The following is an 11871-nucleotide window of genomic DNA, read 5'->3' on the forward strand; positions in this document are numbered from 1 at the left end:
TGACGGACGGCGGAACCAATATGGATCCGGCGGTTAGGGTGACCGACACCGGCGGCCCGCTGCCCGGATTCGACATCTACACCTGGACGGACAGCCTGACCGTTCTGTCTGGATATCTTGTGGTGAATGACGGCGCAACAACGCAGGCGAACACCATTGCTTCGGATCTATTGGCGCAAATGGGCAAGCAGGGTACGGTTGTAAGTTCCTCCACCGTGACTCTGGCCCAGATGAGCGCCTATCCTGTGGTTATCTGGGTTTGCCCCTACGGCTCGCTGCCCATCTCGGATGCGGATGCACAGAAGATACACGGTTATATGACGTTGCCCGGGCCGGCTCGCCACAATGTGATTACGGTTGCTCCGTACCTGTACGCCGCAACTTCCAGCCTGACGTCCAATCAGGTCAGCTTCTACGAGCACTGCATGGGTCAGGACGATCCATACGGTTATTACTACTATCCTTCGCTCTTCACGACCTCCTACTCGTACGGTACCCCGACCTACATCCCGTGGCTCTCTCCGTACTACTGGCCGAACGGCGCCGGCACCGGCGCGGGCGACGGCCCGGCCGGACTCTGCTACGGTATACCGTGGGGCAACACGAGCACCAACTACCTCGGCTACATATACATCTACCCGCTGTATCAGAAGCCCGGCGGCCAGAACTGGGGAACCATCGCGGCGACCTGGACTCCCGGCGCGTATCCTTACTGGAACAGCATCTACACCGGCTACTCGTCGGCGTGGATGTACCGCGATCCAACCACCACAAACAACACGCACCTTTTGGTTGCGGTAGGCAACTGGGAAACTCGTAACCAAAGCGAGCGGAGGAAATTCCTCCACAACGCGCTTTACAGGATGAACGGGAATTCCATTCCGTAAAGCCTGAAGTATCGGCTTGACTTTGGCTGATCGAAACCCCGGGGCTTCGGCCCCGGGGTTTTTTAATTTATTTTTTTAAATTGCGGGACGCCGAGACGATATTGACTTGCCGATATCGTGTATGTATAATTCCCTTTCTTTTAAGGTCGCCCGGAGTTTGGGCGGAGGTTGCCGTATGACGCTTACCCAAGCGGAAAAAACTTTCATAATCAAGGATTACGCGATTTGCGAAGGAGACACCGGATCTGCCGAAGTGCAAATCGCGGTCCTGACGAGCCGCATCAATCAGCTCACAGAGCATTTGAAGGTTCATAAAAAGGATAATCACAGCAGGCGCGGCCTGATTCTGCTCGTGGGCCGCCGCCGCCGCCTGCTAAACTATCTGGCCCGCCGGGATTTTCCCGGCTATCAGCGGCTTTTAAACAGGCTTGGGCTGAGAAAATAGGTTTTTCGCGCGGCCTCAAACCGGGCCAAGCAAACCTCGACCAAAAATACGGTTTAATTCAGAGGAGCCTAAATTGGCCAAGCATTGCTTTGACGTTCCGGTCGGCCGGTCGTCGTTCAGGTTCGAAACGGGACATGTCGCCGCCCAGGCGAACGCCGCGCTTATCGTTCGTTACGGCGACGTGGTGCTTTTGTGCTGCGTCACGATGAGCAAAAAACAACGGGAGGGAATAGACTTCTTTCCCCTTATGTGCGATTACGAAGAGCGTATGTACGCCGCGGGCAAATTCCCGGGCGGTTTCATCAAAAGGGAAGGCAGACCCAGCGAGAAGGCGGTTTTGACCAGCAGGATGATTGACAGGCCGATTCGCCCGCGGTTTCCGGAACACATGCGGAACGACGTTCAAGTGGTGGTTACCGCACTTTCCGCCGACAGCGAGCACACGGCGGACGTTGCGGCGATCAACGGGGCGAGTCTTGCGCTGCACATAAGCGACATCCCTTACGACAAGCCGGTTGCCGCGGTGAGAATAGGAGTTGTGGACGGCTCGCTTGTCGTTAATCCCACACAGAGCCAGCTCAAGGACAGTCCGCTGGATTTGCTGGTCGCGGGCACCGCCGACCGGATAAACATGATTGAGACGGAGGCAAGCGAGGTTTCCGAAAAGTTGCTTGCCGAGGGATTGGAGCTTGCCCACAGGGAGATTGCGGGCATCGTCGCCCATTTCGAAAGGATTCGCAGCGAGATCGGCAAGCCGAAGTGGGAATTGCCCGAGGCTGAAGACGCTTTCGCCGATTTCCGCGCGGAGTTGAAAAAATTCGCTTCACCGAAAATCGCGGAGATAATTCCGGCGGACGGCAAAGTGGATCTTTGGGAAGGCATAGACGCATTGGTGGAGGAATGCCGCGCGCAGTTCGCCGTTCCGGAAGGCGAGCCGGAGCCGCCCGTTGAGGAAGAATTGAAGAAGCTGATAAAGGAATACGCACGCAAGTTCACGTTTGATAAAGGCATTCGAGTGGACGGACGATCGCCGGGGGATGTCCGCCCGATCGAGGCCGAAGTGCATTTCCTTCCGCGAGTTCATGGCAGCGCGATGTTCAAGCGCGGTCAAACCCAGGTAATCAGCTGCGTCACGTTGGGCACCTACGCGGATCAGCAGAAAATCGACATAATGGAATTCGACGATTTCAAGCGCTATATGCATCATTACAATTTCCCGCCGTTTTCGGTCGGCGAAGTGAAGCCTTTGCGCGGCCCCGGCAGGCGCGATATCGGACACGGCGCGCTGGCTGAAAAGGCGCTTGTGCGGATGATTCCCGACGAAGAGGAGTACCCGTACAGCATACGGGTCGTTTCCGAGGTCGTGGAATCCAACGCGTCGTCTTCCATGGCAAGCGTTTGCGGAAGCACGATGGCGCTGCTGGATGCCGGCGTGCCGCTGAAGACGATGGTGGCCGGCATAAGCATAGGACTCATAACGGAAGGCGAAAAATGGCTGCTGCTGCGCGATCTTTCCGGTTTCGAGGATTTCAACGGCGATATGGATTTCAAGGTGGCCGGAACGGATCGCGGCATAACCGCCATCCAGCTGGACGTCAAAATCGAAGGGCTGACGCTCGAAATGATCAAGGCCACGCTTGAGGAGGCCAGGCAGGGCAGGCTGCATATACTGGGCGAAATGCGCAAAGTGATAGACCGTCCCAAGTCTGCCGAAGAGCTGTCTCCTTACATTCCGGTGCTTGACGTCATCAGAATAGATGTGGACAAAATCGGCGCGGTGATCGGTCCTTCCGGAAAAACGATCAAGAAGCTTTGCGCCGATTACGAGGCCCAAATCGATATCAGCGAAGACGGCTTGGTTTTCGTCCTTGGAAAGGACAGGGCCAAGGTAAAAGCTGCGGTTGACACGATCAGGGCAATGACAACCGACATCGAAGAAGGAATGGAGTTCAACGGCAAAGTTGTGCGGATTACCGAGTTCGGCGCGTTCATCGAACTCACTCCGGGCAACGACGGCTTGCTGCACATAAGCCAGATTGCCGACAGACGATTGGAGCGGGTTGAGGAAGAGCTGTCAATGGGCGATATCGTTCCTGTAAGAGTCAAGTTCATTGACGACAGCGGCAAAATTGACCTGGTGCGCACGGACGTGACGGTGAGCAGGGAGCGCCATCCGCGCAAGCAGGGTGGCGGCGGCCCGCCGAGGGGCGGAGGCAGGGGCGACCGCGGCGATCGTCCCAGGGGCGGCGACCGCGGCGAATCGCGTCCAAGAAGGTGGTAAAATGTTGTTCGGCTCGGCGGCCGCCGGGCTGTGCCCCAATGGGGCTTAGTAAAACCTATTCTGCGTGGAGAGGTGAAATGAGAAGGATTCTGTCAACGTTTTTGGTGGTGTTGCTCGCGTTCTTTTATCTGTTCGCGGTTTCCGGTTGCCCCAAGAGCCAGCCGGAAGCAGGCGATTTGCCTGAGAACACGGTCACACCGGCGGGCGGCGGCGGCGGCGCAACCGATGCCCCGGCCGACACCGGCGGTGATACCGGCGGCGATGCGGGAATGGACGAGGAAGGCGGAGAATAATTCGGCCAAGTTGCCATTACCCGGCCATCATCGGAAGACGGGTGAATTCCCGTCATTCGTGGACGGAAGATTGAAAAAGCCATGGCCCTTGCCGTTGCGGGGAGGCGGCTTTGCCTGCCGCCCGCCGTTACGGCGGGGGCCGCTTTTTTGTTGTGTGATTGATGCCCGCCTTTAACGCGATAAAAGCACGGGGAAATCCAGGAAGGCTTAGAATTTAAGGAAATGGTTAACCAGGTTATGAAAAATCCGGTAAAAATCGGTTTCTCTTATTAGTTTAACCAAAGGCGTAAGCCCGCTTGTTTGCTTCAACTCTTCCAGTTCCTCGGTGATTCTCGGATCCACCACGGCCACTACAAGCCTGTGTTTTTCGATGCGCAGCGGAATAATCCGGTGCTTTTTCAAATAGTAAAGCGGAAAGCTTTTAAAGGTGGTTATGTCCACGATTTCGCTTTGAAGCTCGACGATTTCGAGGCCCATCTCCGCGGCCATCGCGTCCTGCACCGGCGCCGGCACCGGTTTCACGAACTCCCATGTGCTTTCAGGCGAAGGTGCCTCGGGATCCAGCGCTATGTTGTAAATGTCGTTCAAAAAAACCGCTTCGGTTTCCAGCGAAATGTTGCCCGGCCTCGATTCGATTATCCTTCTGAATTCGGACATCGAAAGCGTTGCAAGCGAGCGCTCTCTATAGCGCAGAAGGTTTCTGAGCTCCGGGTTGTACCAGTGCTTTTGCGCCGCGAAGTCGCGGTTGATGATCAGCCACTTAATCAGCAGCCCTTCGGACGGAGGGTATCGTTGGTAGTAGTGGCTGAAGATCTCGTGCAAAAATTCTATCGTCCTCTTGTGGGCGAAGATGAACTTGATCTCATCCACGCCGGACAGCGACTTTCTAAGCTGTTTGCCGTGGCTTATGGTGTCAGAAATTACGGTCAAAATTTTCCTCTCGTACTCGATCGGGATTCCTTGGAAATGACGCTGATAGCTTGGATAAAATAGATAAATACACAGCAAATCAATGTAAGTCCTGTTCAGGTTCAGCAGCTCGACCTGGCTTTTAATCGCGGGATATTTCGCGATGTACTCCTGATTGAGTTGAGTGAGCTGCTTCCGCTTGATGTCGAGGTGCTCGTCCGAGTCCGTCCAGAATTCGTGAATTAGATCTATAAGCAGCTCTCCGCGCAAACTTCAGTCCTCTCCTTTCACCGGATTGGATAGTTTGCCCAAGCCTTCGATTTCAATTTCAACTACATCTCCCTCGACTATCCTGCCCACGCCGGCGGGAGTTCCGGTGGCGATCACATCGCCCGGCAAAAGCGTCATGACGCGCGAAATATGCTCGATCAACCTTCCCGTGCTGTATGTCATATCGGATAGCGGGCAGTCCTGGCGAATCTCGCCGTTAACGCGCGTAATCAGCCGCTGGTGGCCGGGCACGAATTCAGTGTCCACCCAAGGGCCGATGGGACAAAAAGTGTCGAAGCTTTTGGCACGCGACCATTGTCCGTCCGACTTTTGCAGATCGCGGGCGGTCACGTCGTTGAGTATGGTGTAACCGAAAATAAACTCCGCTGCTTCGGCCTCGGAAATCCTGCGGCATTCTTCGCCTATGACGATGGCAAGCTCGCCCTCGAAATGGACCTCGCCTGAAATAGCAGGAATGACAATGGCGTCGTTCGGGCCTACGACCGCACTCGGCGCCTTGAGAAAAAACAACGGCTCCGGCGGCACTTCCCCGCCCATTTCCCTGGCATGCTGCCTGTAGTTTCTGCCGATGCAGACGATTTTTCCGGGTTGGACCGGCGAGGCAAGCTGCCTGTAAGGCGCGGTCAGCGGATATGCGGGAAGCGGTGCTCCGGCTTCCGCGGGCGCGAAAATCGTGTTTTTTGCGGGATCATACGGTCCCGAATAGGATGCTCCGGCGAATTCGACGCGTGCGTATTTCATCGGGGAATTATAACGCAGAGCAACGCCGTCCGACGGCGATTTGGCTTTGGTGAAAGCGAAAGCGATAACAGCCGAATGCCGGCCGGGAGTCAACGTCCAATCCTCTGTTATGATTTCGGCGATGAAAACCGGCTTGCGAATCGGGATTTTGCAGTGCTTCGCGCTTTTGGCTTTCGCTTTTGGCTGTCCTAGCGGCGAGCAAGGCGGCGGTGCGACAGGCCGTGGCGCGAAGGATGCGCCGTTGTATGTTGCATCAATCCAGCCGGTCGCGATGATCTTGCGCGAACTTGCGGAAGACAGGTGCGATGTTGTTTGCCTGCTGCAGCCAACCGCCTATCCTTACGATGCCGAGCCGCAAAAGGAATTCTCGAAAACCGTGAAGGCGGCGACAGCGTTTTTTTACGTGGACGACTCAATGGAAGTATGGGCGCCTCGATTGCCTGCGAAGAACAAGGTGAAGCTTGCTGATTTCGTTCCGCGGGAATTGCGTCTGAAAATTCCGGACAAGCTGGTTTCTATCGGACGAACACCCTCGGCGAAGGCCGGGGCACTAGATCCGTATTGCTGGACATCCCCCAAGACGGTTAAATCCCTGTTGCCGGCGCTTGCGGACGAGCTTGTAAAACTGGATCCGGAAGGCGAAGACCTATACCGTTCCAACGCCGCGTCGTTTGCAAAGCGGCTCGATGCACTAGAAGACGAGTGCTCCAAAAAGCTCGCGCCCCACAGGGGAAGGGCGGCGGTTGTTTTGCATCCCGCGTTTTATTACCTGTTTCGCGATTATGGATTGGAAGTTGCCGGTTCGCTTGACGGCGTGCCGGGCTCCGAGCCGCACGCGAACGCAATCAAGGAGCTTGCGGTCCGTGCCGGAGACGCGGGCGCCCGCGCGATTTTTTCGGAGCCACAGTTCCCGCAGACATCGGCCAGGTATCTCGCGGATCAATCCGGCCTCGCGGTGTTTATGCTGGACGCGTACGGCGCGATTGAAGGACTCGATACATACGAAAAGTTGATTAGATACGACGTGGATACAATCGCCGCAGGATTTGCAGCGAAAAAACCGCGGATTCAGGGCAAAGGCTCTCGCCCCGGCGCCGCTTAAACAATTCGTTGCGGCGCGTTGCCGGCGCGCGTCTGGGGGGTTGTCGGCCGGCTCGCGAAGCCGTTCAATAAAAGCCAGCGCGCGATATCAAGACATCTGCGTGTGCTCAAATTGGCCGGGATGATCGAGCCGGGTCGGCGCGCGCATTGCAGGCCGCGCAAGATCGAATGACCTGCGCTGCGGCACGCGGCCCACTGGCTGGAGCCGGCATATCGACAACCGGGCGAATTAATTCAGACTATCGTGAAGTATGCCGGGTAAGACACAAAGGGGAAGGAAATTTCAATCTTCCAAGGAGATTGCCATGAAATATGTGGACGGTTTCGTAATAGTCGTTCCGGATGCAAACTTGAAGCAGTACAGGGAACTGGCTCGCAAGTGCGGCAAGATATGGCGGGAGCACGGCGCGCTCGAATATTTCGAGTGCGTCGGCGATGACCTGGACGTGAAAAAAATGAAGATTCTCTCGTTCACCAAGCTGGCCAAGGCGAAGGAAGGCGAGGCCGTTGTTTTTTCGTTCGTAGTGTACAAGTCGCGCAAAGACAGGGACAGGGTGAACGCCGCGGTGATGGCGGACAAGCGTATGAAAAAGATCATGGCGTCGCCGGATTCCTGTCCGTTCGACCCGATGCGGATGGCCATGGGGGGATTCAAGGTGATGGTCGAGGCGTGAAATCCCTTGCCTGGGATTGAAACGCCGCCGCCGCCGGTATAATGAGCCTTCCGGAGAGGTGGCCGAGCGGTTTAAGGCAGCGGTCTTGAAAACCGCCAGGCGGGGAATCCTGTCTCGTGGGTTCGAATCCCACCCTCTCCGCCAACGGCCTCTAGACCTGACTTCCCTTGCCTTTCGGGAAGCCCCATCAATACTAGCTCGAAGCCGCCAGGATAGACAAAAATCTGCCTCACGATGCGCGCCAACTGCCTCTGCGAAACGGATTCAGCCAGAGGCCGATTTATATCTCTTATTGCAGCAATCGCGGCCAGTCCTAAGCTTAATTGGCGACCTCGCGCCAGGATTAGCTGGTTGAAGGAATGAATGTCGAGCCATTCCTCCCTGTTCTCTAGCAGCTCTTGGATGTGCAGGGCGATCTCCGCCGAAACCTCCGGATCCGATCCGGCAGACAGCCGCTTTTCGTGGCCCGCTCTGAAACGGGCGATCTCCCCGTCCAGCCAGGCAAGCCTGCTCTCGGCTTCGGCCGCGCCATGAGTTGCCTCCTGGAGCAACTCGTCTTCCCAGGCCAGGATCTTTTTGTCGCCAGCGAGCTCCGCTATTGCGCCAAGGATCAATTCCTCCGCCCGCTCCGCGCGGATGTGTTTGACGGCCGCTTGTTTCGCCCGCTTGCGATCGCGCTCCGGCAATTCCGAAGGCCGGATCGCGTAGTAGACATAGTGGTGCCCTTTGCGGCTTGCCCGGTAAGGGACGAGCGGCAACCCCGAAGCCTTGTCGAAAAGCAATCCGGAGAGCGGGAAGTTGCGACGGCCTCGGCCCTTCGGCCGATCGCCGGCGTGAGATTCGAGCATTTCCTGAACACGTTCGAAGAGATCCGGATCTACAAGCGAGCCGTTTGCGCCCGGCCACTCACGGCCGTAGGCGTTCTGCAAACCTAGATAGTTGCGGTTGCGGAGAATCCGGGCGATTGTCGTATCGGAGCGCTTTACGCCCTCGCGGGCAAGCTCGGCAACGACCATCGAAACAACGCCGCATTCCAGGAAGCGGTTGAAGATGAAATCCACATGCGGCCAGGTCTCCGGATCGCGCTCGAGAGCGCCCTGGCTGTCTAGGCGCGTTCCAAACGGGAGAACGCCACCTGCCCATTGGCCGCGTTCCAGCTTCGAGCGCCGCATAATGTGCGCCTTCTCGCGGGAGACCACGGGCCAATAAGAGGCGAACAGCATATCTATCTGGTCGAGCATCCAGCCCGCCGCGGTACCCCGGTCGATTTCCGGCTCGTGAACAAACCGGAGTGTGACGCCGAGCGGCGCCAGGATCTGGTCGCGCATCGGAAAGAAGGACAGGTTGTCGCGGCTTATCCGACTCTTGTCCTTGGCGATTACAGCGTCAATTGACCGGGAGCGGGCGAGTTCGAGTACGCGGTTCCAGCCGGGACGATCGAATGTGGTGCCGCTGACGTCAAGGTCGGTTATCGCATCGATGATCGTGTATCCACGCTCGCGTGCCCAGGCGCGGCACATTTGGACCTGGTGTTCAATGGATGTCTCTTGGCCTTCGAGGCCGGAGATCCGGGCGTAGAGGGCGGCGCGCATTATCTATTCCGATTGATCCTGTAATGCTTTTAATTCTTCTAAGGTTTTCCTTTTCTCCAGCTCGCGGAAATTAATCGATGGAAGCAAGATCGGGCCAACCGGTGAAATGCCTGTCATATTTGCCACCAATCCCCTGCAAAAGCTATAGGTGATCGGTAGGCAATTCCCATGCAGGAATTCGTCGATTTTATCGCTTTCGAGATCTGTAGGGAACTTGAAAAAACTTGAAATCCCGAGCATGATTTCAATTATGCAATCAGCGGCGGCTGCCGAATACTTTACCGTCAACGAAACCTGATACTCCGCTTCATCTTGTTCCGAAACGAACATAGCGTAATCTATGGCGGGAACGTGTTCAGAAGCAGCGATGTCCTCTTGCTGAACGCTTCTGAAGAGCTGGCTGTAATTCCAAAGAGTGAATTTAAGCGGCTTTATCAAAGCTAACAAGCTCGAGTCCCCGTTCATCTTTCACCTCGTGCATGTCTATCGAACAATACACGCGCTTATACTCAGATCCATAATGCTTGCCTTGCCAACAAGTCGACGTTATGTACGATGCAAGAGCTGAATCGCACTCAGAAAACGCGAACTCGAAGCTGAGATCCAAAGCTTTCGCCAATCGCTCCAGGGTTAGCAGCGTAGGATTCAGATTCTTTTCAAAGAGCTGGCTTATATAAGCTGAGCTTGCGCCCATCGCTTTCGCCAAATCGCTGTAATTCATGCCCTTGGCCTGGAGAGCTTCCTCACATTTGAGCATAAATTGCAGCGTTTTTGCCGCGGCGCGTCCCCGAGGACTCTCGGCTAATTCGGCAAAATACTCCTTGCTGTACTTTACTCTGCGGCCCATTCTTGATCATCCCCTAGGTCAACAACTTCATCTTCCTGTTCTTCTTCCTCATCCAATTTAAGGGCAGCGATAGCTTCAAGGCTGCCATGCTCCTCAATTCGCCTATTGAGTTGCTTGGCTCTTCTTTCTGCATTTCGCTTATCCCTTAAAGGTGTTTCTCTGGAATCTTTGTCGAATGCATGCAGCAGAATAATGTTGGAGTTCCTAACCAAACAAAGAATGCGAAGATTGCGCTCCTTACGTTTGTGCTTGAAGTCCGAAAGCCTTGGATTGGTTCCCTGCATGCTCAATTCGAACTTCTTCTTGGTTATCCGAGCTAGCTCGTCTATGTTCTTTTTGCTGATTTCACCAAGAAGACCAAGCACCTCTTCCTGCATGGCTTTGCCGATTTTCAACTCCTGGAACCAGCTGGCCAGTTGTTTAAGTCCACGCCATACCCAAATGGAATGAACACCCGGTTGAAGCAATTCGACCAGCGGACTCAAGCTCGCACCTCGATGCCCGCGGGTATACTATACCACCTTACGGTTGAAAATATTAACATATAACTTAAATCGAGATTTTCACGAGGTTATTAACATATCAACATTGACTAGTCGCTCCACAGATTCAGCTTCTCTTCCTTCGCCTTTTCCTGCGCGGCCTTGAAGCGGTCCACGTACTTCACGTTTGGCGGGATCGTGAGCAGCACGGCGTAGCCGTAGCGGACGAGCTGCGCGTTGACCATGAACTTCCCGTCCTTGTCCTCGGCCCAAACATAGCCGAGAATGCGGCCATACTTGTCGCGGCGGTCCACGTCGAACTCGATTGTTAGCTTGCGCCCTTCAAGGAGCTTCTCATTGAATTTTGTGGCTTCAACGGCCCAGGGATCGGGCGGGCCGTCCGGATAGTGCATCTCCGGCGTGTCTATTCCGATGTAGCGCACCTTGTCGACAGCTCCCATGAACTCGACCTCGATCGTGTCGCCGTCTACCACTCGCGAAAGCTCGATTGGGACCAGATCGGGAGTGTCGTCTGTCGCTGGCTCTTCTGGTGCGTTATCCTTTGGTTTGGAACTGCTATCTGGGGAGCCGGGATTGCACACGGAACAGGGCGAATACCCGCGGGCAACAGCGTCGTCGATGTCGATAGCGATTTTGGACTTTTTCAGGTATCGACAACTGCCCAAGTGGTACTTTGCGCCGGTCTTTGTGATGTAAACCGTTCTGCCAGCTAGCGCGAACGTCGTTAGGGCTATTGTGGCAACTAGCCCAATGGCAACAGCAATCCCCAGTTTCCTCATGCCGGTTCTCCAAAAATGAGTTGCACAATAGACCAATGGCGCGCTTAGCCGCGCGTCACCGGTTCCACATACAAACCTGTCTCACTCATCAAAGGATGCAGCGCCCCTGGGGCTTTGGAGGAACTTTACTGCGCGGAGGGCAGCATTGTCAACTTCTGGTGGATGGCGGTTCGAGTAAACTGAAAATGAGAGACGCTCCCCCTTTCGGAAGAGCGTCGGGCCCGGGCCGCAGACCCGGGGGATGTCACTGATATAATACCCATCGCCCGAGCAAACTGTCAAGTATTTGGACACGAATTCGGACATTTTTTTGGACGCCCAGCCTGTCATTCTGAGAGCTTCTATGACTCGAGTAATTGCTTACATCGACGGCTTTAATCTCTATCACGGGATAAAGGACAAGTTTGGCCGGAAGTACTTGTGGATGAACTTAGCGGAAATGGTTAGGCTAATACTGAAGCCCGGCCAACAACTCCTTGCCGTGAAATACTGCACCACAAGGGCACTTGATCCTCGTAGCGAACGGCG

Annotated in this window: 15 protein-coding genes, 1 tRNA gene and 1 pseudogene; 10 read left to right on the forward strand and 7 right to left on the reverse strand. The window is 55.4% G+C overall.

Annotated features, from left to right (window positions below; all coding sequences use genetic code 11):
- Positions 1-20 precede the first annotated feature (20 nt).
- From HRF49_07355 to HRF49_07370, 4 genes are all read left to right on the forward strand, one after another.
- On the forward strand, positions 21-887 hold the full coding sequence (locus HRF49_07355) for a hypothetical protein (protein MEP0814466.1): 867 nt from the start codon (positions 21-23) through the stop codon (positions 885-887).
- A gap of 175 nt (positions 888-1062) precedes the next feature.
- Positions 1063-1332, forward strand: coding sequence for a 30S ribosomal protein S15 (gene rpsO, locus HRF49_07360; GenBank protein ID MEP0814467.1), 270 nt, complete (start codon positions 1063-1065; stop codon positions 1330-1332).
- A gap of 73 nt (positions 1333-1405) precedes the next feature.
- Complete coding sequence (locus HRF49_07365; protein MEP0814468.1) at positions 1406-3613, forward strand: polyribonucleotide nucleotidyltransferase; 2208 nt, start codon at positions 1406-1408, stop codon at positions 3611-3613.
- Between the two features lie 77 nt (positions 3614-3690).
- The gene (locus tag HRF49_07370) at positions 3691-3906 is read left to right on the forward strand and encodes a hypothetical protein (GenBank protein MEP0814469.1); all 216 of its coding nucleotides are present in this window, start codon (positions 3691-3693) and stop codon (positions 3904-3906) included.
- A 207-nt stretch (positions 3907-4113) separates the two neighbouring features.
- On the opposite strand, the gene HRF49_07375 is transcribed toward HRF49_07370, so the two are convergent.
- Both HRF49_07375 and HRF49_07380 read right to left on the reverse strand, forming a co-directional pair.
- Positions 4114-5085, reverse strand: coding sequence for a hypothetical protein (locus HRF49_07375; protein MEP0814470.1), 972 nt, complete (start codon positions 5083-5085; stop codon positions 4114-4116).
- 3 nt (positions 5086-5088) lie between these two features.
- Positions 5089-5847 carry a fumarylacetoacetate hydrolase family protein gene (locus tag HRF49_07380; GenBank protein ID MEP0814471.1) on the reverse strand — a complete coding sequence of 253 codons (759 nt, stop codon included), beginning with the start codon at positions 5845-5847 and terminating at the stop codon, positions 5089-5091.
- 49 nt (positions 5848-5896) lie between these two features.
- Here HRF49_07380 and HRF49_07385 point away from each other — a divergent pair, with 49 nt between their 5' ends.
- From HRF49_07385 to HRF49_07405, 5 genes are all read left to right on the forward strand, one after another.
- Positions 5897-6949: a zinc ABC transporter substrate-binding protein gene (locus tag HRF49_07385; GenBank protein ID MEP0814472.1), complete on the forward strand. Its 1053-nt coding sequence runs from the start codon at positions 5897-5899 to the stop codon at positions 6947-6949.
- A gap of 3 nt (positions 6950-6952) precedes the next feature.
- Entirely contained in the window at positions 6953-7120 is a 168-nt protein-coding gene (locus HRF49_07390; GenBank protein ID MEP0814473.1) for an ArsR family transcriptional regulator, read from the forward strand.
- Between the two features lie 133 nt (positions 7121-7253).
- Positions 7254-7622, forward strand: a complete 369-nt coding sequence (locus tag HRF49_07395; protein ID MEP0814474.1) for a DUF1428 domain-containing protein — start codon at positions 7254-7256, stop codon at positions 7620-7622.
- A gap of 52 nt (positions 7623-7674) precedes the next feature.
- Positions 7675-7766, forward strand: a tRNA-Ser gene (locus HRF49_07400).
- A 317-nt stretch (positions 7767-8083) separates the two neighbouring features.
- Positions 8084-8557 (forward strand): hypothetical protein, encoded by a 474-nt coding sequence (locus HRF49_07405; protein MEP0814475.1) that lies wholly within the window; start codon positions 8084-8086, stop codon positions 8555-8557.
- On the opposite strand, the pseudogene HRF49_07410 reads toward HRF49_07405, so the two are convergent.
- Positions 8462-8863 (reverse strand): annotated as a pseudogene (locus tag HRF49_07410) (recombinase family protein). The gene HRF49_07405 and the pseudogene HRF49_07410 sit on opposite strands and share 96 nt — an antisense overlap.
- Here HRF49_07410 and HRF49_07415 point away from each other — a divergent pair.
- Positions 8765-9016 carry a hypothetical protein gene (locus HRF49_07415; GenBank protein ID MEP0814476.1) on the forward strand — a complete coding sequence of 84 codons (252 nt, stop codon included), beginning with the start codon at positions 8765-8767 and terminating at the stop codon, positions 9014-9016. The pseudogene HRF49_07410 and the gene HRF49_07415 sit on opposite strands and share 99 nt — an antisense overlap.
- Positions 9017-9217: 201 nt before the next feature.
- On the opposite strand, the gene HRF49_07420 is transcribed toward HRF49_07415, so the two are convergent.
- The 4 genes from HRF49_07420 to HRF49_07435 form a co-directional block, all read right to left on the reverse strand.
- Positions 9218-9679: a protein-export chaperone SecB gene (locus HRF49_07420; protein ID MEP0814477.1), complete on the reverse strand. Its 462-nt coding sequence runs from the start codon at positions 9677-9679 to the stop codon at positions 9218-9220.
- Positions 9636-10061, reverse strand: a complete 426-nt coding sequence (locus HRF49_07425) for a helix-turn-helix transcriptional regulator (protein ID MEP0814478.1) — start codon at positions 10059-10061, stop codon at positions 9636-9638. Before HRF49_07425 ends, HRF49_07420 begins: the two co-directional genes overlap by 44 nt.
- On the reverse strand, positions 10046-10546 hold the full coding sequence (locus HRF49_07430; GenBank protein MEP0814479.1) for a type II toxin-antitoxin system RelE/ParE family toxin: 501 nt from the start codon (positions 10544-10546) through the stop codon (positions 10046-10048). The genes HRF49_07425 and HRF49_07430 overlap by 16 nt, the downstream gene beginning before the upstream one ends.
- Before the next feature lie 107 nt (positions 10547-10653).
- Entirely contained in the window at positions 10654-11343 is a 690-nt protein-coding gene (locus tag HRF49_07435) for a thermonuclease family protein (GenBank protein ID MEP0814480.1), read from the reverse strand.
- Between the last annotated feature and the right edge of the window lie 528 nt (positions 11344-11871).

This window comes from bacterium (assembly GCA_039961635.1).
Lineage (GTDB): Bacteria > 4484-113 > 4484-113 > JAGGVC01 > JAGGVC01 > JABRWB01.

Excerpts from the sequence above, each read along its gene's own strand:
- HRF49_07420 (MEP0814477.1), bottom strand. The coding sequence starts at position 9,679 with ATGAACGGGGACTCGAGCTTGTTAGCTTTGATAAAGCCGCTTAAATTC.
- HRF49_07395 (MEP0814474.1), top strand. The coding sequence starts at position 7,254 with ATGAAATATGTGGACGGTTTCGTAATAGTCGTTCCGGATGCAAACTTG.
- HRF49_07370 (MEP0814469.1), top strand. The coding sequence starts at position 3,691 with ATGAGAAGGATTCTGTCAACGTTTTTGGTGGTGTTGCTCGCGTTCTTT.
- HRF49_07435 (MEP0814480.1), bottom strand. The coding sequence starts at position 11,343 with ATGAGGAAACTGGGGATTGCTGTTGCCATTGGGCTAGTTGCCACAATA.
- rpsO (MEP0814467.1), top strand. The coding sequence starts at position 1,063 with ATGACGCTTACCCAAGCGGAAAAAACTTTCATAATCAAGGATTACGCG.
- HRF49_07380 (MEP0814471.1), bottom strand. The coding sequence starts at position 5,847 with ATGAAATACGCACGCGTCGAATTCGCCGGAGCATCCTATTCGGGACCG.
- HRF49_07425 (MEP0814478.1), bottom strand. The coding sequence starts at position 10,061 with ATGGGCCGCAGAGTAAAGTACAGCAAGGAGTATTTTGCCGAATTAGCC.
- HRF49_07355 (MEP0814466.1), top strand. The coding sequence starts at position 21 with ATGGATCCGGCGGTTAGGGTGACCGACACCGGCGGCCCGCTGCCCGGA.